The organism is Microbulbifer taiwanensis (assembly GCF_014904815.1).
In the GTDB taxonomy this organism is placed as follows: domain Bacteria; phylum Pseudomonadota; class Gammaproteobacteria; order Pseudomonadales; family Cellvibrionaceae; genus Microbulbifer; species Microbulbifer taiwanensis.
On sequence record NZ_JACZFR010000092.1, the window covers coordinates 1 to 1,471 of the forward strand.

Below are 1,471 nucleotides of genomic sequence, written 5' to 3' on the forward strand. Positions count from 1 at the left end.
CGGCACAGGGTTCAATGTTGGAGCCAAAACAAGGCACAGAAATCTCATATACAAAGAACTTACCTTACCGACGGAACAAGCCTCAATAACGCCTTGCTCAGCCGCCACCGGAATGGAGCCGCTTTGTGCTAGCGTAGCGTACAGCACAAAGCGAGCGGAGTGTAGGTGGTCGGATGCAGCAACTGGTTATATTTCCTTGGCGAGGAAAGTGACAATGGCAATATCACCGACCTCAACAACAAATTCTATGTTTTTTACTCCCTCTGTAGGTACAAACTCTAGAACGGTTGTTTGGCCGCCAACAATGGGATTCCAAGGACCGTTCTCATCTAGGGTTGTAGATATCAGACCATAGTATTCAAATAGAACCCAGTCCGTATTTTCTAGGTTTTGGAAGCCCCCTGCTTCAAGAGGCCTGAACAGGTACTCACCAAACAAAGTACGAACGCCATGGTAATCCACCTCATATTGGCGTTCGAGTTCATTTTTTGACTGCGTAATATACGTTTCGAGATAGCCTTCAGTTTTCTCTAGGGCAAAGCAGCCAAAAACTCTTCGATAGCCGAGAAAGCATCTAAGGGCATTAAGAAAGCCATCATACTCAGCAAGGATTGTCTGTACTTCTGGGGTCATTTACTTACTCGAAGAAATATAACATTGCCAGCAGAGGCGGCCTACGCTGTTTATGCGCGCAGCGCATAGCGTAGGCCGTCCTGCGGAGGCGCGCAGCGCCGGAGCGTACTGCCTGGCCTGGTTAGGCTTGCCCATATTTTGGCGGACTACCAATACCCTTTAAAATCTCTTTCCTAAGTCGTGCTAGAACTTTACCTGACTGATAGGATTCGTACAAAAAATATAAAAATACGACTATGAGAGTTACCACTAAAACTGCAAACCAACCGCCACTGAAATCATCTCGAATTTTCCATGCCCAAAAGGAAAATAGTAAGCATGGTATAGCCGCGGCCGCCATTCCCAGCTCGAACTTAAGATATAGAACTCGCTCGCTTATATATTCCTGCGCGACCGACCGCTCAGGAAGAGTGCATCGAAGAAATAGATACCAATCATCGATAAAGGTTGCATAGATATCATCCTTTTCACCCTTTTTTTCAATACATTTATCAATGATTTTTGCTTCGATGTTTGTGCCAAATTCATATGTCAAAACACCCAAAATAGTAGCTGCTATAAACCCAATAAAGGTTGAAAGTGTTGGATGCGACTCAATGAAATCAAACAACCCTGGCTGATAATGCTGAAGAACAAATAACGTTGGAACCCCTACGACCAACCCGGGGACCATGAGCATAATCACAGGTCGGAATACTTCTGTCTTTAAACCGCCAATTAAATCCATTTTTTTATCCTCTATTAGCCTAACGCCGCCAGCAGCGGCGGCCGTAGCGTTTTTAGCGCGAAGCGCGTTGCGTAGGCCGTCCGGCGGAGGCGCGCAGCGCCGGAGCGTACT

General features: G+C 46.4%; 2 protein-coding genes. Both read right to left on the bottom strand.

What is annotated here, in order from left to right; translation table 11 throughout:
- Nucleotides 1–186: 186 nt before the first annotated feature.
- A complete protein-coding gene (locus IG627_RS20590; protein ID WP_193195182.1) occupies nt 187–633 on the bottom strand; it encodes a hypothetical protein in 447 nt (148 codons plus the stop codon).
- A 121-nt stretch (nt 634–754) separates the two neighbouring features.
- Nucleotides 755–1,471 (bottom strand): hypothetical protein (locus IG627_RS20595; protein ID WP_193195184.1); only part of this gene is annotated, 717 nt, incomplete at its 5' end.

Bases quoted from the DNA above. Each gene is read 5' to 3' on its own strand.
- IG627_RS20590 (WP_193195182.1), bottom strand. From the start codon at position 633: ATGACCCCAGAAGTACAGACAATCCTTGCTGAGTATGATGGCTTTCTT.